Here is a 19144-nt window from a genome sequence, read left to right as displayed (position 1 = left end):
TTTTTACAGAAGCATGCGGCAGTGTGCTTGACGGAAATCCTAGCCCAGTCGAAACCGGGCAAGCTTTCCCAGGTGATCGGATCCCATGAAGGGGCGCAGCTCAACCGTTCCTGTTGTTCCTTTGGGGAACAAAAGGTTGTCTATCGGCAATGGGATTTTCCAACTGCCGAGGTTGTGAGTGTTAAGGACGGTTCCAAAACTCTGATTGTTTGCGGCCGCTCCGATCCGTCTGACGCTTTCGCCCCAGGGCACCATGTTGAAATCTCCGGCAATCAGAACCGGTCCTTCAAGTTGGCTGATGCGGTCGGCAATCACCTGGCTTTGCCTGGACTGGTCGTAAGGAAATGGCCAGTTCAGATGAACTGATACGACCCAGACCAAATCACCGCCGGGCGCTTTGACCTGTAACCCCACAAGCCCATAACCTTGCAGACAGAATTCGGAGTTCTCGACAATCGGCAAGGTCGTCAGGATGGCGACGTTTTGTTCAGGGCGGAATTCACAGACCGCCTTTTCGGGGTAATGCTCGAACAGATTGCTCATGTACTTGCGATTGTGGCTGGATACTTCCTGCAACGTCACGATCTGTGCATTTGACTCAATGATGTCTTCGGCCAGTGAATACCGGGGCCAGGCTTTGCTCATGAGATTCTTCTGGTACAGCGTCAAGCAGGAGCCATTGCAATCGTCCGAGGGCGCGGCAACGCTGGCTGCGATGGATCCAATGGCCGCCCCCGCAAAGACCAAGGTGGTCAAAGCAAGAAATCTGGCGCGCATGAATAGAAGTATCACGGCGCAGGGCAGGAGCAGAACACCAGCCTGAGGACGAAGCAGAGCGATTGAATCTCCCACGGCAAAGACCTGCCCCGTAAAGCCGATGACGACCAGTGCCATCAGAACGCATGTGCATCCGATGGTCAGGGACTTGGCAATCCTGCGTTTGGTCGAAATGTGCATTCCCTGCCTCTTCCGCCTTGCACGGAATACTGTTTGTAATCGGGCTTGTCGCATCCGCTCCGCCACGAACAAGGTTCAGTTTTTAGGTGGCAAGCGCGTTGGGTTTTGTCAACAGGTTGGCGACCTTCACCGCGTGCTAGACTGTGCGGCTGCACTGGTTTCTTTTGAGGTTTGACGGGTGCGGTTGAAATACGTGGAGGTGAAGTTTGACTGGCAGACAAGAAAGAGAGCGAATCCGTTTTAGTTGTTGAAAGTCCTCTGTGCGCCCAATCTGGACATTGACGAGCGGCTATGCGCACCGTGAAACATGTCACTCGCGGAAGACCTGAAACAAATTTTGGAAACTGTGCTGCCAACCGATCCCAGCTTTGGGAAGATCGAAAAGGCCGTGATAGACAGCTGTATTGGTGAAACCCGGCGATACGCCTTGGAGGGCTCCATCGAAGCCTTCCTGATGTCAGCGATGCGTCTATTGGCACTTCCCGATAATGGGCACACACGGCTGATCCCGAACGATGCGATCGAGGTGCTGCCGCTGAGGTTCGTGAGCGTAGGGTGTTCCGTGCAATTCATCGGCGCGGTACCAGAGATAACTGCACCACGAGGAGAGCTGATAGCGGTCAATGGCGCAGATTTGAGCCATATTGAAGCCACCGCTGAGCAGTTTCTAGCGGGCAGGCGACAAAGGAAACGGGTTATCGGACCGATTTTTTTGGCTTGGCCGTACGCTTTGGCACGTTTGGGTTTTTCGTCAAGCGGCGGAACGACCGAGTATCGTCTGCGGGACGAAAATGGACAGATAACGAATCTGAAAGTGGCCAATGAACATACCGTTCCTGGATCTGTGCTATACCCGATAAACGAGCACGGCAAGGATGATCCAACCTGGCAGCCTGAGGCTTTTGTGGAGATAAAGGACTGGCAAGACCTTGGGCTATCAATAGCGTTACCAAGCTTCTTTGATTCGAACGAAAGTGCGCTGCTTGCAGCCATCTCAGCCGCAGTGGAACGCGTGCGCGCCTGTTCGAACAAACCGCTCTTGATTGACGTTCGCGGAAACACGGGGGGCGACTTTCTTCTAACGATGCCCTTGATCGACGCGATCTCGGAAAGCGCAAACAAGCAGGTTGTCGTGCTTGTCGATAAATTCACGTTTTCCGCAGCGATCGTGTTTGTAGCCATCCTCAAACATCGATTGGGAAACAGGCTCAAACTCATTGGGGAGGAGATGGGCGATGGCTTGACGTTCTTTGCAGAGGGCGGGTTGCTCGATTTGCCGGCCAGCAAAGCCGTCGTTCGATACTCATCAGCCTTTCACGATTGGAAGAACGGAACGACTGACGAAACCACCCCGCCCGAAGTTGCGCGGGAAGTCGTACCTGTAGGAGCACTGAATTTGGATTTGGAATGGGTCCAAGGGCCTGCAGTTGAGAATGCACACGGCGAGTTCCATCAACGCGTTCTCAAGAGCATGAGCCATTGGATAAACGACCGTTAAATTCGCACGGCGGTCGTCCAAATTGCCTTCCAATACTGCGCATTGGCGAATGCCAAGTTTTCCCCGCAAACTTGGCACTGACAAATAATCAAAAACCCGCTGAACAATCAGCGGGTTTTCTGGTTTTCAACCTTTGGCGAAAATCGGGATGTCAGCCCTTTTTCAGGACCTCGCGGCCCAGAAGTTCCGCGATCTGCACGGCGTTCAGGGCGGCGCCCTTGCGCAGGTTGTCGCTGACGCACCACAGGTTCAGACCGTTTTCGATGGTCGAATCCTGGCGGATACGGCTGATGAACGTGGCGAAATCGCCCGCGCATTCGATCGGTGAGACGTAGCCACCCGCTTCGCGTTTGTCGATCACCATGATACCCGGTGCTTCGCGCAGGATGTCGCGGGCTTCGTCTTCGTCCAGAAACTCTTCGAATTCGATGTTCACGGCCTCGGAATGGCCGACAAAAACGGGAACGCGGACGCAGGTGGCCGTGACCTTGATCGACGGGTCGACGATCTTTTTGGTTTCCACAACCATCTTCCACTCTTCCTTGGTCGAGCCGTCTTCCATGAAGACGTCGATCTGCGGGATGACGTTGAAGGCGATCTGCTTCTGGAATTTCTTCGGCGGCACGTCCGTCGTCGGGTTGTAAATCGCCTTGGTCTGATCCCAAAGCTCGTCCATGCCTTCTTTACCGGCGCCAGACACCGACTGATAGGTCGACACGACCACGCGCTTTATCTTGGCGCGGTCATGCAGGGGCTTGAGCGCCACCACCATCTGCGCAGTCGAGCAGTTCGGGTTGGCGATGATATTCTTGTTCTTGTAGTCGTGGATTGCCTCGGGGTTACATTCCGGCACGATCAGCGGAATGGCCGGGTCATAGCGATACAGCGACGAGTTATCGATCACCACACAGCCAGCCGCAGCCGCCTTGGGGGCGTAGGTCTTGGTTGCGTCCGAGCCGATGGCGAACAGTGCCATGTCCCAGCCGGTGAAGTCGAAGGTGTCGATGTCCTGGGTCGTCAGTGTCTTGTCGCCAAAGCTCACCTCGGTCCCCAGCGAACGACGGCTTGCCAGAGCGGCAAGTTCATCGACCGGGAACTGGCGTTCCGCCAGGATGTTCAGCATTTCGCGGCCCACGTTACCCGTGGCGCCGGCGACAACGACGCGATAGCCCATTTCATGTCTCCAATGTTAAGGACGCGCGTTCATAGCCGCGTTGCAGCGAAGAAAAAAGGGCTATCGCGGAAGAATTGGCCGAATTGACGTCGATTTTAACCCGAACGCGCGTTTTCACCTGTGTTCAGCAATGAACGATAGACACGCACGATGGCTTCCGCTTCGCCTTCGATTCGAAAATGCTGCTCTACACGCTGTCTTGCGGCCTGACCGGATTGCACAAGCTTGTCCGGATCACTCAACATCTGTTCCAGTGCTTCGGCCAGTGCCCCGGCGTTATCCTTTTCGATCAAGCGGCCTGTCTCCCCGTCCTCGATTTGGGCGCTGAACGCCCCAACCCCGCGGCAGGCGATTGCAGGCACGCCGGAGGCCATCGCCTCAAGCGGTGTGAGGCCGAACCCTTCGTGACGGGCCGGGGCCACAAACAGGTCAAGGGCGCGGTAAATTTGAACGATTTCCTCCCAAGGACGCTCGCCCAGGAAGTGCACCCGTTCCGATAGCCCGGCAGCGTTGAGCTTGGCTTCCTGTTCTTGTTGGAACGATTCAAATTCTTTGGTGGCGCGCCCGGTAAAGACTATGCTGGCGTCGGGATGGTTTGGCAGAACCTCAATCGCCGCATCCACCAAGAGGTCGACACCCTTCTGAGGTCGAATACGCCCGAAACACCCGATCAAAGTCCCATCAGGCAGCCCCAGTTTATTTCGCAGCAGCGATTTGTCCTCGGCCGGGTGAAACAGTTCGGTATTCACACCATGCATTATGACAGTCGCGGGATGTTCAAGAAACGATGCCGCTTCCGGAGTTGTGGCGATCAGGGCGTCCATCTTCGAGATCAGCCATTTCGTGAACCCGGAGTGATTTCGCTGCGCAGCCGATGTAAACAGCAGTTTCAGATTACGCCGCAGCACGTGTTTCAAAAACAGGCCCATCAGCATTTCGGTATTGCGCCGCGCATGCCACACCCGGGGCGTCCTGTTCGAAAGGAATGGAACTTTGATCAATCGGATGTGGGGCAGATCATCCGGCAGGCCGGGTCCTGTGGCAACGATCCCGATCATATGCTTCTGGATCGGCAACAGGCGGATGACGGTTGTTGTGACACCGGAGAGGCTGTGTTTCAGGTTCGGCGCTATAACCTCGATTTCCTGCACGGCTTGCTCCGCAATTGCTTTAATCCACACTATCCCGGCTGAATAGATAAATCACGCAACCGATGGCAAGGGTTACGGCAAAAAACGCGAAAATTGCTGTGTAAGGCGCGGTTGTCCCGTTCTCGGCGGTGGCGGCATGAACGCGCCCAGTGACAAATTGGGCAATGCCGACACCTCCGATTCCGAAGAGATTCAACAAGGTCACACCACGACCCACCAGATGTGGCGGGACGAAGGCCCGTCCATGGGCCATGATGACCGGAAAGCTGGCCCCGGCGAAACCGATGACGGCCAACAGCAGAACGGACAGCCATGTGGCATAGTCAATCCACACGCAAAGCAGGGTCAGTGCCACTGCACCCAGCACGTTGCCTGCTAAGATAACCCACTTCCTGGTGCCAAAAACGCGATCCAGCGGCCCGTAGACAAAGGTACCGACAATCATCGCCGACCCCATAACCAGTGTCGCGGTGCCGATCTGTGTAGTGCTGAGCCCGAAGACATCGTTCAGATACGGCCCAGCCCACAGCCCGCGCAGGGCGGCGGAGGGCGCATATGCCACTAGCATCAAAGGCATGATCAGCCACAGTGCAGGTTCTTTCAACAGGTCCAGCAGCGTACCCTTGTGTTCCGTTCCAACCTTCGCGGGATCGCGTACGCTCAGCCAAATACCAAAAGCAATCGCAGCAGATATCGCGGCCAGCCCAACCATCGTTGCGCGCCATCCGATCCATTCAACAGCAAGCGCAGTCGGATAGGAGGCCACAAGATTGCCTACCGAGCCGACACCCAGCATAACGGCGGCCAGCGTCGCGAACCGGGCCGGAGGATATTCGTGGGCAAAGATGAAATAAGATGCCATCAGAACCGGAGAGCATCCGACGCCGATCAGGCCCATGGCAACGCTGACATGCAAAGGTGAGGTCGCGACCGCAAAAATCGCGGATCCTCCTGCACCACCAACCAGAAGAAGCGCGGCTGCGGTCAGCCGCGGACCGACCTTGTCCAGCGCCCAGCCAACTGGAATTTGCATTGCTGCGAACACCAGGAACCAAAGGCCCGACGCAAAGGCCAGATCTTCGGGTGTGGCGCCGATGTCGCGTTCAAGATCCAGGCTGAGCACAGCCAGAAATGCACGGAAAAACTGGCTGAGCACATAGCCCAGGCACAAAACCACCAAACCCGCCTGCATAGCCCGCCTCTTTTCCGCTCATCCGAAGGGAATGCTTGGCACGCAATGATGCAACGCACAAGCATGTGTACTATGTTTCAGTAACAGGACTTGGGCCGCATTCCGGCTATCTTTGCCGGAAGTTTGATTTCGAGGGGGAAAATGAAAGACCTCCATTCTGCATTTTATGAAAACCTGCCCCTGTTGCGGGATTTCACTCGTCTGGCAGACCCGGCGAAGTTTTCTCCGGTGCCCGACGACTGGTTTCTGGGGGTCGCCGATATTGTCGATTCAACCGGGGAAATAGCGCGAGGGCGATACAAAACCGTCAACACCGTTGGGGCCGCCGTGATCTCGGCGATGATTAACGCGATGGACGGCAAGCTGTTTCCCTATGTCTTTGGCGGCGACGGAGCGGCGTTTGCGATTCCTCCCGGCGAAGTTGAAGCAGCTCGGGATACTCTTTCAGCCTTGCGGCGCTGGGCGGAAGAGGAGTTTTCCATGCCGTTGCGTGCGGCGCTGGTGTCGGTGGCAGAAATCCGAAAAGCAGGCAGGGACTTGCGTGTCGCCCGTTTTGCTCCGTCCTCCGGCGTGGATTATGCCATGTTTTCTGGCGGGGGATTGGCCTGGGCCGAGGCAGAGATGAAAGCGGGTCGTCATATGATCGCGCCTGCCGAACCAGGTGCGCAGCCGAACCTGACAGGCTTGTCGTGTAGATGGTCCAACAGCCCGGCGCGGCACGGTCAGATCGTTTCACTGGTCATTGAACCCACCGCGTCAGCAACTGAACGTGATTTTGCCGATCTTGCGCAATCGGTTCTGTCCGCGTCAGAAGAGCTGGAGCGTGCCGGACATCCGGTGCCGGAGAATGGTCCACCCATGAGGTGGCCGCCTCCTGGCCTTGACATTGATGCGCATGTTTCGCGCAACGGGCGGAATTTGATTTTGCACAAGCTCGTTCTTCTGGTTCAGAACCTGCTGATCGCGATACTCTTCAAGACCGGTAAAAAGCTGGGACAGTTTGAGCCCGAACACTACAGGATTATGGTCAGCAGCAATGCCGATTTCCGCAAGTTTGATGACGGTCTGAAGATGACATTGGATTGTGATACGGCCACTTTGCGACAGATCGAACAAATGCTGGAAGAAGCGCGCGGGCGCGGCAAAATCCGATACGGTTTGCACGTGCAGGACGAGGCGATGATGACGTGTTTCGTCCCGTCGGCCACACGGGACGATCATGTGCATTTCGTCGATGGTGCCTCGGGCGGATACGCCCAGGCCGCAGCGGCCATGTACCGTTGAACGGTTAGCCGGCTTTCCATCGCGCGGCGAGATCACGTGCCGTTTGCGCCAGCAGCATCACATCAATGCCAACTGCCAAAAACTGCGCGCCCATATCCAGATATGCCTGCCGGGCCTCGTCATTTGTCGCCAAAATGCCAGGCGCTTTGCCTGCGGCTTTGATCCGGGTCAGTGCATCGCCGATAACCTCTCGCACCTCGGGCGCCGCACTGTTGCCCTGATGGCCCATATCGGTCGACAGATCGGCAGGTCCGATGAATACGCCATCCACGCCGTCAACTTCCAGAATTTCGTCGAGAGCAGCCATTCCGGCGCGGGTTTCAACCTGTAACAACAAGCAAACCTCCTGATCTGCGGTCTGAATGTAGTTTCCGACCGATCCGTAAATCGTCGCCCGCGATGCCATCGCGCCCACACCGCGGACACCGGCAGGGGGATAGCGACAGGCCCGGACCAGCTCTCGCGCCTGCTCGGCGCTTTCCACTATCGGAACCAGCACGGTCTGAGCACCCGCATCCAGAACCATCTTGATCAGCCAGGTCTCACCCACGGGGACCCTCACAGCCGCATGAGAGTCGCTTGCTGCAAGGGCCAAGAGCTGGTCCCGGATTGACCGGATGTCGTTTGGGGCATGCTCTCCATCGATCACCAGCCAATCGAAACCTGCCGTTCCCATTATCTCGGCCGTGATGGATTCAGCAAAGCTCATCCAGCAACCAATCTGCGTTTTTCCCTGTAATAGAGCCTGTTTGAATGAGTTTCGTGGCGCAGTCATGCTGTATCCCTTTATGCAAAGCCTTCGGTGCACGGTGACCGTGAAATTGGACGTTTCCACATCTTCTTCTGCGGTGCCGAATTGTCCAGTCTGAATGCGGCTGTGCGCCATGAGATTGAAGGTGGGGTTGGCGCAGCTCTCATGGTTTTCTACTGTTCAGGGGTTTTTGTGTTTCAATTGGAAACCAAGGGTTCCCTTGCGTAAATCACGGATTTCGGTGATAATTTTTTTATGACCGACGACCTCCCACTGACGTCGCGATCTTTGCCTATTGCGCTTTTGCGGGCGCGGGAAAAGGTTATGGGACCCATACGAGCAATGCTGGCCGACGCCGGTGTCACGGAACAGCAGTGGCGCGTGTTGCGGGTTTTGAACGAAGAAGGCCCGCAGGAACCGACGCATATTGCCGAACGCGCCTGTCTGCTATTGCCAAGCCTGACGCGTATATTGCAAAAATTGGAACACCGCGGCCTGATCTCCCGACGATGCCATCCCGCGGACCGTCGCCGCCAGATTGTCGAGATCAGTGAGCGCGGTGTTCAGATCATTCACGCCAATCTATCCGCCAGCATGGCGCAGGCGGAACGCATTCGTTCCCAACTGGGGCCGGAAAAACACGAACTGTTGCTGGATCTATTGAATGAGCTGAAAGACCTCAAAACCTGACGTTGGTCGCGCACATCAGAATCTTGTGCAAGGACCCCGCCGGAGATTTTAGAGGGTATCTCAGACGGGGCGGCCAGACTCGGGTTTGGGTTAGGCCTGGCCTAAGGCCGGTTGCCTCACGCCTAGCCTGACGGTCCGGCCCGCGCATCGGAATATATGACGAGCCTGATATGTGGCTCTGATTAGGGTCTTCTAGCCTTTGGGGGAAGGCCATGCACCTATGCTCTCCGAAACAGTCTTAGGGTCAGTATTCATAACCAGCAGATGGCGATTGCCGCGAGTGCGATTGCTGAGATGAAGACCTTGGGACAACGGTCATAGCGTGTCGCCACGCGCCCCCAATCCCTGAGCCTGCCATACATAATCTCGATGCGATTTGTATCTGCGCTTGTCGTACTTGACCGGCGTTTTGTGAGGCCCGTATTCGCCAGAGGCATCTCGCCAGCGCAAATCATTGCGATTGATGAAGATAATTCTACTCAACACACGCCGGTCATCAACGCTTCGCTTGCCATGAGACTTGGGAAAGAAAGGTTCAAGACGTGCCATCTGCGCATCGGTCAGCCGGAAAAGACCAGACATGTTCACCGCTCGTTTTCGAACCGTGAATCACGAGGCTAAGAGAAAACCAATGGGTCCTGAGCCTAGCCAAGAACAGGCAACTCAGCTTTTCTTGAGTCTGAACGCCCGAAAACGTGCGCTTGCAGGAAAAAACTCCAAACGTCAGGTAACGAATCTAAATTGCGAGCTTTTTGCGCCAGTTAATTGACAATCGTGGGCAAAAGCGTGGGGTAAATCTGCCAAGAATGGTGATTACCCGTTTTAATTCAACGTGTTATCATTTAAGTATGGCGACCCCGGCAGGATTCGAACCTGCAACCTGCCCCTTAGGAGGGATGCATTCATAGCGCTATTCCTTTCGTGATTTCTTACTGTTGGGTGTTTGTACAGCGTCATCCTGTACATGGTTTGTACGAAAACGGGCTCTGATGTCGGCCTCGTCGGTCTCTGCGTGGGCATAGATGCGCATGGGCAAATTGGGGTCAGACCAGCGGCCAGCCTTTGCAGCTGTGACCGGATCAACGCCTTGCCGTACGACCAATTCAGTAAAGAAACCGTGCCGCCCAGCGGGGTGGGCTGACAGGTACGGAATACCCGCGCGTTTGCAGATCGTCTTCCAGCGTGTGTTGTAGCCTGTCGAGCTGCCATAGCCGAAAACACGGGCTTTCATCAGCTTGCCGGTCTTGCGGTTCTTTGGTCGCTTCGGCTGAAGCGCGAGCAGCTCTTCCATCATCTGAGGCGAAACCGTGATCCAGCTTTCCGGATGTCCCTTCTGCGCCTTTACCCGAACTTTGTTTTCGTGTGGCCGCAGATCGTCTGGCTCCAATGATACGGCCTGATCAATTCGCGCAGCCGTCTCAAACATAAAACGGACCAACGCGGCATTGTATGGATCAGCCGCATGGCAAAACGCCTCGATCCATTCCTTGTCAGCTGGCGTGCGCTCTACACGGCTAAGCTTCCCTCGCCGCTTGTCCTGCGCGATCCGTTCAAACTTATCGTAAGGCTTCACGCGGATGAGCGGCGTGCCTTCCAGCTCGTGCGCGTTGTTGATCACCGCACTCGCGGGCGTCACGATTTCGCGCCACCAAGTATCGGTCGACGCTTTGGGTTTCAGCTTCGGCCCAAGGCTTTTCAGTAGCGCGCCAGAAATCGCACTCAGCGACAGGTCGCCGATTGCTTCGACAATCGGGATCAACTGCTTCGCTGCTTTTGGGGACGCGTTGTAGAGCATGATTGCATCAGAGAACGTCTTGCTCGGCTCCTCGCCCACGACATAGCGACGAATCTGACGTTCGGTCTCATGGTTTATCCAGTCCCGTGCGCCCTCTTCTGTAGATGCCTTAGTGCTTCGCCGGTATGGGCCGGCGATTGGCCTGCCGTTGTATTCGATCCACCCCTTGGCCCAATAGACACGGCCCCTCTTGTAAATTTGGAGCGGCATGACTGGCCTCCTTCAAAAATTGTATCAATCTGCGCGGGCGTGATGAGCATGGTCCGCCCAAGGCGATAAAAAGCGCCGGTCTCATTGGCCCGTTCGCGCAAAGTGCGTTCAGAAATATCGATCCCCATCCCGGCCATGACTTCGACCCATTGAGCGGGCGTTTTCCCAAGCCCCAGGATCTGAGAGCTGTCTGAATAGTTGGTCTCTGCCATTTCAGTTGTCCTTGTCCGCTTAAGTTGAATCGGCGACACGCATGGAATCGCTTGTTCTGCACCTTCTGACGTGGTCAGATGTGATTAACAGTAAATGTTCGTCATTTTTTGCAAAGTTCGCGAATTACGACGAAGTAGTCAATTGGAAAATTTCGATGCCGCAGAAACATGCTGATCTTTTTGCTGCAATGGGTGCTCGTCTCACCATTGCTCGCAATGAAATCGGCTTCTCACAAGCGGCCATGGCGGAAGCTATCGGCGTCTCACCCCGCGCGTATCACAGCTACGAAAAGGGCCAGCGCGGAATGCCTGTAGAAGCCTTGGTCGCGATGGGTGAGCGGTTCGAGGTGGACGTGCCCTGGCTGCTACTCGGCACCAAATCCATTCGGGCTGGGCATGATTTCGAAGCGCTCAAACACATCGAAAGCTCGCTGGATAAGCACCTCACCGATGAGGGCACAAAAATCAAAAGCGAAAAGCGCGGGGCCATAGTCGCCCGCTGGTATCAATCGCATGTCGAAGGCCGTGAAGTGACGGATGATGACGTGCACACATGGATCGAGTTGGTAAGGGATTAGTCTGGTGAACAAGGCAAGCAAACGCTGGAATATGTTGCGACATTCGGTCTTGGAGCGCACCCGCCGTGAGGTGATCGAACCCTTTGGCCCGCTTTACCTGATCTTTCTGGGAACCAGCGTGTTCTACCTGATTGGCTTGGGCAGACTATCATTGGCACAACAGACTGCTGAATACTCAGTTTTGGCCACCATCATGATTTTTGCAATTGCTGCGGCTGGCTTGGCACTTCCATTTTTGACAGGTGCGGTGCTGACCCTTCGCGCGGCCGATCGAAAACTGGAACGCCTCCAACGCGGGTGATCCGATGGCTTTCGGCATTTTCATCCACCGCAGCGACTCGATCTACGACGACATTCCCTCGGAGCGGTATCAGTTTCCCAAGCAATACCTCTCGCGTGCCCAACAGTGCGAAGGGGATTGGATCGTCTACCTGGAGCCAAGCAAAGTCAAAGAGACCAAAGGGTACTTTGCTGTCGCCAAGGTTCAGGAGATCATTCCGGATCCTAGGAAGCAGGACATGTTCTTGGCGGTGATCGAGCCAGGAACGTATCTTGATTTCGGCGACCCAGTTTCATTCCGGGACGAGAATTCAATCATCGAAAGAGGATTGATTAACGATCAAGGCAAGATATCGGGACGCGCACAAGCCGCAGTAAGAACCCTTTCAGCGGAAGACTTTTCCCGAATAGTCGAACGTGGCCTTGGACGAGATGAGGACATCCTGCCTCGCGTAGGCGACACGATGCAATTGCCAGGGTTTCAAGACGCGCAAACACCTTTTCAACACATGCCTGTACGGGAACGTGTCAACCAGCTGACCAATCGCGCGGTTCGCGACCGTAATTTCAGAAAGAACGTCCTGCGCGCCTACGGGGAGCGCTGCGCTATCACTGGTTTACGTCTCATCAATGGCGGTGGGCGCGCTGAAGTGGAAGCCGCTCATATCAGACCGGTCGAGCATAACGGCCCCGACATTGTCAGCAACGGGCTCGCCCTGTCCGGAACGGCGCATTGGATGTTTGATCGCGGCCTCGTTGGGTTAGCAGACGACCTAACTATTCTGGTTTCCCGTCAGAGCAACGACATCGAAGCCGTGACATCGATGATCAACTCGTCCGGCAAGATCTTGGTGCCGGATCGCCTTGCCAACCGGCCAAGGGCGGAATTTGTGAATTGGCACCGAGAGAATTTTTTCAAGCATTAATACTCAGTGCGGACATTGGCGTAAAACGCAGCTAACGGCCGGAAAGAGCCCACACCGGAAGTGAAAAAATTGCACCTATCTGTACGGTGGCAGAATCTCGCACCGCACCGCTGTGAGAAGAGCAGTCATTCATGCAAACTGCAGCACAGTTCAGATCGACAATAACTGGACTGCGGGTGCGGATTCAACGGATCGCCGCAACACACTGTTCGAACTTCTCTGCCGGTGTTTGGTATTGCAAGGTTTTTCGTAGCCGCTCGTTGAGTTGGCACGCGGCGGCACTGAGTGTAGCCTGGCTGTAGGTGGACATATCGAGGCCTCTGGGAAAGTACTGGCGCAGGAGCCAGTTGGTGTTTGCGTTGCTGCCAGGTTGCCATGGCGACGATCTCCCTGTGAGCGACCATAGCAGCCAACGCAGTTGAGCACGCCCAAAATGCGCGAAAAAATCCTTACCGTAGGATCGAGGTAGCGGTAGAGGCATGTTGTGTTAGGATCCCTGGAGTGAGATTCGAATTTATCAGAATATTGTGCGCGGAATTTTCACGTCCCAGTCGCGAGCGAAAACCTGTACATCATCTTCAAACGCCATTACCCGGCCTTTGAGGAAGAAGTTGGTCGCGTCACACGTCGTGACCAGTTCGCTTTGAGTCCGTACATTCCAGCCTTCGCGGGCGAAACTGAAGCCTGCCTTGTATTCGATGCTGGCCGACAGCGGATCGTCTTCGACAATCGAATACTTTTGTGAATTGCTGGAGCCATAGGTTAGATCGGTCTCTTCAAACCGAATTTTAGCGCCCTCAAACCGAACATCCATCACGATCTGACCCGTCTCAACATTCTGGCTGATGTGGCGCGATCCCGTGGATGGCTTGATGCTCTCATGCGCAGGCGGATCAGCGGACACTGCCGGGCCGAAGGGGTCCCCAATTTCCCCACCAGCATTACTATCCCTAACCGGCAGTTCCAACGAGCAACCCGCCAGGTCAACATCAAGCACCGCCCGTTCAGCCACGGGCCAGGCCATCGGCCACAGCTGTGTAGACAAGGCCAGTCGCAATCTGTGCCCCGGCTTCATGGACCATCCGGTGTCATTAAGCCGGACAGCAACGTCCATGCTTTCGCCCGGGGTGACTTCGGCCAGAACTTCACGGCCATTGCGCTGTTTTAGGTTCAGAATGCCATAGCTGATCAGGGTTGAGGCCCCGTCAGGTGCCACATCGCAAATCCGCGCAGCAATCAGGCCGCAAGAGCAATCGCTTGACAGGCGCAGGTGCACTTTGGTTGTTCCCAACAGATCAAGCGGCTGAGACAATGGTTCACTGTCAAAACAGACCGAGCGTCCATCATCCCCCCTTTGATCTTGCGGGAGCTCCGCGATCCCAGAAATCGGCATATATTCCCCGGACTTCAGGCCAAGGGCGACTGGCGAGCAGATGCTAACACTACCCGCACCGCCAGATGATCCTTCTAACAATACACCAGGCCTAAGATCATACCGGCAGTTCGTGACACTTTGCGTAGGCCAGCCCGGCTCGCCTACCCATCGGCCCTGTCGATCGGTTGGGTTGGGGTCAGGCGCGTGGCTGTCTTGCAGATAGGCCAGAAAGGCCGGAGCATCCATAACGCCGTTCTCTTTGCCCTTCAGCCAATGATCCCACCATTCCAGCGCTAACTGAAGATATCCAGCCAACGGTCCGGGTCCGCCAAGGTTGGGATACACATGACCCCAAGGCCCTGATACCGCGCGGCACGGTGCATCAATGTTTTCAAGCAGACGGATCATGGTGTTGGGCCAGCAATCGTTCCAACCACTTACCCCGAGCACCGGCACTTTGATCTTGTCATACGCCTCGCAAACAGATCCCTGTGTCCACGTCTCATCGCGGAGCTGATGCGTGAGCCATTTTTCCGCGAACATTGGCGTATTTTCCAAACGCTTCATCCACATGTCGCGCCAGCCATCGCCCACGACGGCCGGATCGGGTGGCCTGATGCAAAACCCGAACATGATGCCGCCCCAGCCCAGGCCTTGCCCCGCGTAACCGCCCACCAAATACCCGCCATCGTCGTAATACCGATCAACAGATGCACCCACTGGTATGATGGCTTTCAACGCGGGGGGCTGTTTAACTGCGGTCTGCAAGCTGGCGATGCCGCCCCAAGACAGCCCCATCATACCGACGTTCCCGTCACACCACGGCTGTTTGGACAGCCATTCGACCACTTCGACCGTATCTTGTTGTTCCTGTGGCGAATATTCATCCCGCATGATGCCTTCAGAATCGCCGTGGCCACGCATGTCAGGGCGAATGCAGGCATACCCGCGTGCCGCAAGCCATGCGTGATTGTGGTGATCCCGCATCGCAAGAGAGTCCCGCTTGCGATAAGGGACAATTTCAAGTACCGCCGGAACCGGCTCTTCACTGGCATTCACAGGCAACCACATCTTTGCAGACAGACGTGTGCCATCGGACATCTTAATCCAGATATGTTCGATGATCTCAATCTCGTTCAATGGTGGCGAGACAACGTGCTCAAGGTTATCATTTGGTGTCAGCATTCTTAGTCTTTCTTAAGTTGGGCGAGCCCATGGTAATACGGTATTGATTTGTAAAGGATGCGCCTAACCAAGCGCGCGCGGCGTCAGACAGCGAATGCCGTGGCCTTGGTCAACCTCCCATTGCGGCACCTGCGTACATACCTCGCTGGCCACGGGGCATCGCTCCCGAAATTCGCACCCTGTAGGACGGCGGATCAGGCTAGGAGGCTCGCCTTTAAGGGCGATGCGCTCCAGCCGCGCGTCGGGATCGGGTTCAGGATTGGCACTGAGCAGGCAGTGAGTATAGGGGTGGCGAGGCTGGCTAAAGACGGCTTCAGAGCTGCCTTCTTCGACCAGGCGTCCCAGGTAAAGGATACCCATACGGTCAGCCACATGACGCACAACGTTCAAGTTGTGGGTAATGATTACCATCGACAAGCCCAGGCGTTCACGCAGATCGTTGAGCAAATTGAGAAGCTCTCCCTGAACCGAAACATCCAGTCCAGCGGTTGGTTCATCCGCAAGGATAAGTTTCGGCTCCAACGCAAGAGCGCGGGCGACACCGACGCGACGCGCTTGCCCGCCTGACAACTGATAGGGGTAGCGGTCGGTAAAATGCGCAGGCAGATTGACCAGCTCCAGCAGACGTTTAGCCTCGGCGTTCAGATCCCGCTCTTTCATACCCTGAATGCGGTAGGGTTCCGTGATCAGATTGCCGATAGTCAGGCGGGGCGACAAGCTGCCGACAGGGTCCTGAAACATCATTGCGATATCTTTGCGCAGAGGGCGCATCACCCGTTCCGATGCACCGCGAATTTCACGGCCGTCAAACTTGACTGATCCGCCTTGTGCCGGGGCCAGCCCGGCTATGGCGCGGATCACGGTTGTTTTGCCTGATCCGCTTTCACCAACCATGGCATAGGTTTCGCCAGCCTCAACTTTAAAGCTCACTCCGGCAAGAACATTGACCTTGCCATAGCTGGTTTGCAGGTCTTTGACGTCCAGGATCGTGCTCATACCTGTGCCTCCGCATGGTTGAGCCAACAGGCCGCGTGATGACCTGTTGCGAGTTTTTCAAGAGGTGGAACCTGGGTCGCACAACGCGTCTGGGCCTGATCACAGCGGTCGAGAAAGATGCATCCGTTGGGCAGATTGGCCAAGTCAGGTACTTCGCCGGGAATCGTCGGCAACACGCGGGCGCGTTCTTTGATATGGCCGGGGTCACATTCGATGAGGCGGCGGGTATAGGGGTGTTTGGGATTGTGAAATATTTCGCGCACTTCGCCGCTTTCAACAACGGCACCAGCATACATTACGACAACGCGGTCACAAAGTTCCGCGATCACCCCCAAATGGTGCGAGATGAACAGGATCGAACAATCAAAATCTTTTTGCAGATCCTGCAGGCGTTCGATGATCTGTACCTCAAGCGTGGCATCCAGGGCCGTCGTCGGTTCATCCGCAATAAGAAGATCAGGTTCGCTCATCAATGCCATGGCGATGGCGATGCGCTGACGCATGCCCCCGGAAAATTCATGCGGGAACTGTTTTAGCCGTTCGTCAGGGTCGGGGATGCCGACAACACCCAGCATCCGTGCCGCATTGGCGAGTTTGTCTGCCTTCGACGCGGACGAGCGGTGCTGGATATCAACCATTTGTTGCCCGATTGAGATGACCGGGTTGTGGGTTTGCATCGGGTCCTGAAATACGATTGAAATATCCGAGCCTCGCAAGTCGCGTATGGTGCGTTGACTGGCTTGCAAAAGGTCAACGCCTTTGAAGCGGATTTCCCCCTTGCGAAACCGTGTGTTTGGCGCAGTTAGGCGCAGGATCGAGGAAATCAGTGTGGATTTCCCACAGCCGCTTTCCCCTACGATGCCGACGATTTCGCCCTTGCGAACATCAAAAGTAATATCGCGCAGGGCCTTCAAATCACCATTTGCAGTTTCGTAATCGACACTAAGGCCGTCGATTTCCAGAAGTGTCTCGGTCATCGGTTTTTCCTCAGTTTCGGGTCAACGACGTCACGCAGGCTTTCGCCAAGGAAAGTAAAGCCCAATGTTGCAAGGATGATCGGCAGGCCGCCACCCACCACCAACCACGGCGTCTGACGGATCAACGCATAGCCATCCTTCAGCAACGAACCCCAACTTGGGGTAGGTGGTTTGACCCCAAGGCCTAGAAACGAAAGCCCGGCCTCAAGCGCAATTACGGCAGGGATATCCATCGCCGCCAACACAGCAAGAACGCCGATAATGTTGGGCAGCATATGCACACCCAAAATACGTGACATTGAGGCCCCCATAGAACGTTCAGCGAGGATGAATTCTGAATTGCGCAAAGTCAGTGTCTGGGTTCGGGCCACCCTGCCATAGGTCGGAATCGATGTGGCCATCACCACAAAAACAACTGTTTGCAGGCTGGGGCCAACAAGGGCCACCACGGCAAGGGCGAACATTACCGTCGGGAAGGACCGGATAGTGTCGAACAACAGCATCAGAAAAGCATCGAGCCATTTGGGCCCATAGCCTGCGACCATGCCCAACGTCAGACCAATGGCCATGGCCCCAAAAACGGCAGGCAGCGCCACCTTAAGCGCCACCTGCCCACCCATGATCACGCGGGAGAAAGTATCGCGACCAAGTTGATCCGTGCCTAGAAAATGGTTGAGAGACGGTCCCTGCAACCGGTCCTGGATATTCATGGCGACAGGGTCATAGGGGACAATCCAACTGGCCAAAACGGCGCTAATGACGATCATGCCAACAATAATCAAACCGATCAGTCCAAGAGGGTCTTTGGCGACACCTTTCAAAATGATCATCAACTCGGATTGCGACTTCGTCCCTGGATTTTCGGTAGTGCTTGTCATTTTGCTTGCTCCTACTTCGCGGTTCTTGCGCGCGGATCCAGAAGCGCGTTGGTGAGATCGGCAAGCGCCGTCGACAAAACAAACAGTCCCGTAGAGACAAGAACACCCCCCATCACAACGGGATAGTTTCGGGTGGTGATGCTATCGATCACCAGCTTACCAAGCCCCGGGCGGGCAAATACGATTTCTGTAAAGACCGCAGCACTTAGCAGAAAACCCATCCCCACACCGATCACTGTCACGACCGGCAGAATGGCAATACGCAGGGCATACACCATCACAATGCGCCGCTCATTCAGGCCAAACGCACGTGCGGCGCGAATATGGTTTTCCCCCATGACTTCGAGCATTGATGCCCGCACTAGTCGCGCTGTGTAGCCAACCCAGCTTAACCCGATCGCAAAACAAGGCAGCACCAGGTGGTACGCACGATCCATGAAACCTTCCCCAACACCAATGGCGGGAAACCACTGTAGTTCCACGGAGAAAACCAACAGTACCAGCAGCGCGACAACAAATGCAGGTGCTGCGACAACGCTGACAGAAATGGCAGCCGTAATGCGATCGATCAAAGTATTCGGATGTGCGGCCGCATAGGCGCCCAGAGCAATTCCAAGAGCCGCGGACCAGATAATTGCACCAAAAATCAGTTCCAATGTATACGGCAATTGCTCAAACACGGTGTCGGTAACTGCCCGACCCGAAAAAACATCTATACCCAGATCGCCCTGTAAAAGGCCTTTGTAAAAGATCAGCAACTGTTTCCAGATTGGCTGATCCAAAGCCATTTGCGCAATCAGCGTTGCCTTTAGCTCTGGTGAAGCACGAGGCCCCAACATGATGGATACAGGATCACCCGGCACTGCCCGGATCATCAGAAACATGACCGTAACCGCCACAAGCAGGATAAGCACCGCAAGGGCAAATCTTCGCAAAGCATACGCAACCATCGCGCACCTCTTTCTCTTTTTCGATTTTCCGCCTGAAACGGATTTCAGGTCTTGAGACGCTTGTCATGTCTCATTCAAACCTGTGT

General features: G+C 55.5%; 17 protein-coding genes and 2 pseudogenes. 6 read left to right on the top strand and 13 right to left on the bottom strand.

What is annotated here, in order from left to right; translation table 11 throughout:
* Positions 1–39 precede the first annotated feature (39 nt).
* Entirely contained in the window at positions 40–957 is a 918-nt protein-coding gene (locus tag AC2FEB_RS13705) for an endonuclease/exonuclease/phosphatase family protein (protein WP_496684880.1), read from the bottom strand.
* 454 nt (positions 958–1411) lie between these two features.
* Here AC2FEB_RS13705 and AC2FEB_RS13700 point away from each other — a divergent pair, with 454 nt between their 5' ends.
* Positions 1412–2455: a S41 family peptidase gene (locus tag AC2FEB_RS13700; protein WP_496884128.1), complete on the top strand. Its 1044-nt coding sequence runs from the start codon at positions 1412–1414 to the stop codon at positions 2453–2455.
* A gap of 151 nt (positions 2456–2606) precedes the next feature.
* Here AC2FEB_RS13700 and AC2FEB_RS13695 read toward each other — a convergent pair whose 3' ends face one another.
* The 3 genes from AC2FEB_RS13695 to AC2FEB_RS13685 all read right to left on the bottom strand — a co-directional run bounded on the left by AC2FEB_RS13695 (position 2607) and on the right by AC2FEB_RS13685 (position 5972).
* Positions 2607–3629: an aspartate-semialdehyde dehydrogenase gene (locus AC2FEB_RS13695; RefSeq protein ID WP_496673490.1), complete on the bottom strand. Its 1023-nt coding sequence runs from the start codon at positions 3627–3629 to the stop codon at positions 2607–2609.
* A gap of 95 nt (positions 3630–3724) precedes the next feature.
* Complete coding sequence (locus AC2FEB_RS13690) at positions 3725–4780, bottom strand: glycosyltransferase family 4 protein (RefSeq protein WP_496673487.1); 1056 nt, start codon at positions 4778–4780, stop codon at positions 3725–3727.
* A 19-nt stretch (positions 4781–4799) separates the two neighbouring features.
* Complete coding sequence (locus AC2FEB_RS13685) at positions 4800–5972, bottom strand: MFS transporter (RefSeq protein WP_496719035.1); 1173 nt, start codon at positions 5970–5972, stop codon at positions 4800–4802.
* Between the two features lie 141 nt (positions 5973–6113).
* On the opposite strand from AC2FEB_RS13685, the gene AC2FEB_RS13680 reads away from it, so the two are divergent.
* The gene (locus tag AC2FEB_RS13680) at positions 6114–7256 is read left to right on the top strand and encodes a DUF3095 domain-containing protein (protein ID WP_496884127.1); all 1143 of its coding nucleotides are present in this window, start codon (positions 6114–6116) and stop codon (positions 7254–7256) included.
* A 4-nt stretch (positions 7257–7260) separates the two neighbouring features.
* Here AC2FEB_RS13680 and AC2FEB_RS13675 read toward each other — a convergent pair whose 3' ends face one another.
* Complete coding sequence (locus tag AC2FEB_RS13675; RefSeq protein ID WP_496884126.1) at positions 7261–8031, bottom strand: aldolase/citrate lyase family protein; 771 nt, start codon at positions 8029–8031, stop codon at positions 7261–7263.
* A gap of 231 nt (positions 8032–8262) precedes the next feature.
* On the opposite strand from AC2FEB_RS13675, the gene hpaR reads away from it, so the two are divergent.
* A complete protein-coding gene (gene hpaR / locus AC2FEB_RS13670; RefSeq protein WP_299643324.1) occupies positions 8263–8697 on the top strand; it encodes a homoprotocatechuate degradation operon regulator HpaR in 435 nt (144 codons plus the stop codon).
* Positions 8698–8948: 251 nt separating this feature from the next.
* Here the strand turns inward: hpaR and AC2FEB_RS13665 are convergent.
* A pseudogene (locus tag AC2FEB_RS13665) lies at positions 8949–9279 on the bottom strand (transposase).
* Between the two features lie 328 nt (positions 9280–9607).
* Positions 9608–10702, bottom strand: a complete 1095-nt coding sequence (locus AC2FEB_RS13660) for a tyrosine-type recombinase/integrase (RefSeq protein ID WP_496884125.1) — start codon at positions 10700–10702, stop codon at positions 9608–9610.
* A 253-nt stretch (positions 10703–10955) separates the two neighbouring features.
* Here AC2FEB_RS13660 and AC2FEB_RS13655 point away from each other — a divergent pair, with 253 nt between their 5' ends.
* Genes AC2FEB_RS13655 through AC2FEB_RS13645 form a run of 3 tightly spaced genes read left to right on the top strand, consistent with a single transcriptional unit; the run spans position 10956 to position 12697 of the window.
* The gene (locus AC2FEB_RS13655) at positions 10956–11492 is read left to right on the top strand and encodes a helix-turn-helix domain-containing protein (protein WP_496884124.1); all 537 of its coding nucleotides are present in this window, start codon (positions 10956–10958) and stop codon (positions 11490–11492) included.
* 4 nt (positions 11493–11496) lie between these two features.
* Positions 11497–11793, top strand: a complete 297-nt coding sequence (locus tag AC2FEB_RS13650) for a hypothetical protein (RefSeq protein ID WP_157063748.1) — start codon at positions 11497–11499, stop codon at positions 11791–11793.
* A 4-nt stretch (positions 11794–11797) separates the two neighbouring features.
* Complete coding sequence (locus tag AC2FEB_RS13645) at positions 11798–12697, top strand: HNH endonuclease (RefSeq protein ID WP_496884123.1); 900 nt, start codon at positions 11798–11800, stop codon at positions 12695–12697.
* A gap of 184 nt (positions 12698–12881) precedes the next feature.
* Here AC2FEB_RS13645 and AC2FEB_RS13640 read toward each other — a convergent pair.
* The 6 genes and pseudogenes from AC2FEB_RS13640 to AC2FEB_RS13615 form a co-directional block, all read right to left on the bottom strand.
* Positions 12882–13079: pseudogene (locus AC2FEB_RS13640) on the bottom strand (transposase); the annotation flags it as partial.
* Between the two features lie 135 nt (positions 13080–13214).
* Complete coding sequence (locus AC2FEB_RS13635; protein WP_496884122.1) at positions 13215–15257, bottom strand: CocE/NonD family hydrolase; 2043 nt, start codon at positions 15255–15257, stop codon at positions 13215–13217.
* Positions 15258–15320: 63 nt separating this feature from the next.
* On the bottom strand, positions 15321–16253 hold the full coding sequence (locus tag AC2FEB_RS13630; RefSeq protein WP_496884121.1) for an ABC transporter ATP-binding protein: 933 nt from the start codon (positions 16251–16253) through the stop codon (positions 15321–15323).
* Positions 16250–17230 (bottom strand): ABC transporter ATP-binding protein, encoded by a 981-nt coding sequence (locus AC2FEB_RS13625; protein ID WP_496884120.1) that lies wholly within the window; start codon positions 17228–17230, stop codon positions 16250–16252. Before AC2FEB_RS13625 ends, AC2FEB_RS13630 begins: the two co-directional genes overlap by 4 nt.
* Positions 17227–18108: an ABC transporter permease gene (locus AC2FEB_RS13620; RefSeq protein ID WP_496884119.1), complete on the bottom strand. Its 882-nt coding sequence runs from the start codon at positions 18106–18108 to the stop codon at positions 17227–17229. The genes AC2FEB_RS13625 and AC2FEB_RS13620 overlap by 4 nt, the downstream gene beginning before the upstream one ends.
* Positions 18109–18119: 11 nt before the next feature.
* Positions 18120–19058, bottom strand: a complete 939-nt coding sequence (locus AC2FEB_RS13615) for an ABC transporter permease (protein WP_496884118.1) — start codon at positions 19056–19058, stop codon at positions 18120–18122.
* Between the last annotated feature and the right edge of the window lie 86 nt (positions 19059–19144).

The organism is Ruegeria sp. YTSC106 (assembly GCF_059609765.1).
This window is presented reverse-complemented; position numbering and strand designations above follow the sequence as displayed.

Bases quoted from the DNA above. Each gene is read 5' to 3' on its own strand.
- AC2FEB_RS13620 (WP_496884119.1), bottom strand. From the start codon at position 18,108: ATGACAAGCACTACCGAAAATCCAGGGACGAAGTCGCAATCCGAGTTG.
- AC2FEB_RS13615 (WP_496884118.1), bottom strand. From the start codon at position 19,058: ATGGTTGCGTATGCTTTGCGAAGATTTGCCCTTGCGGTGCTTATCCTG.
- AC2FEB_RS13700 (WP_496884128.1), top strand. From the start codon at position 1,412: ATGTCAGCGATGCGTCTATTGGCACTTCCCGATAATGGGCACACACGG.
- AC2FEB_RS13680 (WP_496884127.1), top strand. From the start codon at position 6,114: ATGAAAGACCTCCATTCTGCATTTTATGAAAACCTGCCCCTGTTGCGG.
- AC2FEB_RS13645 (WP_496884123.1), top strand. From the start codon at position 11,798: ATGGCTTTCGGCATTTTCATCCACCGCAGCGACTCGATCTACGACGAC.
- AC2FEB_RS13660 (WP_496884125.1), bottom strand. From the start codon at position 10,702: ATGCCGCTCCAAATTTACAAGAGGGGCCGTGTCTATTGGGCCAAGGGG.
- AC2FEB_RS13675 (WP_496884126.1), bottom strand. From the start codon at position 8,031: ATGACTGCGCCACGAAACTCATTCAAACAGGCTCTATTACAGGGAAAA.
- AC2FEB_RS13705 (WP_496684880.1), bottom strand. From the start codon at position 957: ATGCACATTTCGACCAAACGCAGGATTGCCAAGTCCCTGACCATCGGA.
- AC2FEB_RS13625 (WP_496884120.1), bottom strand. From the start codon at position 17,230: ATGACCGAGACACTTCTGGAAATCGACGGCCTTAGTGTCGATTACGAA.
- AC2FEB_RS13635 (WP_496884122.1), bottom strand. From the start codon at position 15,257: ATGCTGACACCAAATGATAACCTTGAGCACGTTGTCTCGCCACCATTG.
- AC2FEB_RS13695 (WP_496673490.1), bottom strand. From the start codon at position 3,629: ATGGGCTATCGCGTCGTTGTCGCCGGCGCCACGGGTAACGTGGGCCGC.
- AC2FEB_RS13655 (WP_496884124.1), top strand. From the start codon at position 10,956: ATGGAATCGCTTGTTCTGCACCTTCTGACGTGGTCAGATGTGATTAAC.
- hpaR (WP_299643324.1), top strand. From the start codon at position 8,263: ATGACCGACGACCTCCCACTGACGTCGCGATCTTTGCCTATTGCGCTT.
- AC2FEB_RS13685 (WP_496719035.1), bottom strand. From the start codon at position 5,972: ATGCAGGCGGGTTTGGTGGTTTTGTGCCTGGGCTATGTGCTCAGCCAG.
- AC2FEB_RS13630 (WP_496884121.1), bottom strand. From the start codon at position 16,253: ATGAGCACGATCCTGGACGTCAAAGACCTGCAAACCAGCTATGGCAAG.